Annotated in this window: 1 protein-coding gene; it reads right to left on the bottom strand. The window is 71.6% G+C overall.

Annotated features, from left to right (window positions below; all coding sequences use genetic code 11):
- Nucleotides 1-35: 35 nt before the first annotated feature.
- Nucleotides 36-749, bottom strand: a complete 714-nt coding sequence (locus DAI17_RS20735; RefSeq protein WP_107775148.1) for a hypothetical protein — start codon at nucleotides 747-749, stop codon at nucleotides 36-38.
- Between the last annotated feature and the right edge of the window lie 230 nt (nucleotides 750-979).

Raw genomic sequence — 979 nt, forward strand, 5'->3', positions numbered from 1 at the left:
CGATTCGATGCAGGCGCCCAGCTGTCCCCTGACAGTCACGGCTCCTGCTCGGGGTCGGCCGTGCGATCGGCGTACCAAACGGCTGCCGTCGGCATCGCGAACGCAAGCGCCAGGACGGTCACAGCGACGATCCTCTCGCCCGCGCCGTCTCCCACCCACTCGCCGAGCGACGTGACACTGGTCAGCACCACCACGTTCACGACACCAAGGACGGCGGCGACGACGACCGCTGCAGCGCGCCGTCCTCCGGCCCGGCCCACCCCAGCTCGCTGCCGCTCGGGCAGCTCGTCCTGTCCGGCGGCCGCACCGATCAGGGCGCGAGACCGGGACAAGGCGACCAGCGCTGCAGTCCCCGCAAGCGCCCCGACCAGGATGATGGCCAGCGCCCCCGCCACAGGCCTCGCGATGTCGGGTGCGCCCACCCAGTCACCCAGCACGGTGAGCTCTCGCAGCGCGGACGCGGTCAGCACCGCCGATGCCACAGCGAGGACCAACACCGCGGCAGCTCGTCCCCAGCCCGCCGAGGTCGCCGCCGCTCGACCGGGCACCCCCCTCGCGCGCGCCACCGCCCACGCATTCGCGGATCGAGCGCCGATGGTGCCCGCCCACCACAAGGCCACGAGAAGGGCGGACATGCCCAGCACGGCACTCCAGAGGATCACTGGCGTCAGGAGCAACAGGCAGCCCAAGGTGTTGATCCGCAGCGCCACGAACCGGTGGGCGCGGCGCCTGCTCTCGCGCGGGTCCATGCGCACTCCTTCACTAGCCCTCCCACACACCGGGCTCTTGCGCGTCACCGTCCCATGGATGCTCGGTGTGCGTCGGGTGTTCGCGGCGGCTCCGTGGAGTGTTGGCTCGTCTCACAGGCTGCACACGCTGCGTTGCACCACCGCGAGGCATGCGACATGGGCTGAGCGCCGTCGCTGACCGGACTCTCAGGCGTGCGCGCACCTCGGCTGAGCGTGCACTCGTCGCGGCA

It is taken from the genome of Nocardioides sediminis (genome assembly GCF_003047295.1).
GTDB classification, from domain to species: Bacteria; Actinomycetota; Actinomycetes; order Propionibacteriales; family Nocardioidaceae; genus Nocardioides; species Nocardioides sediminis.

Coding starts and splice junctions, on each gene's coding strand:
- DAI17_RS20735 (WP_107775148.1), bottom strand. CDS start 749: ATGGACCCGCGCGAGAGCAGGCGCCGCGCCCACCGGTTCGTGGCGCTG.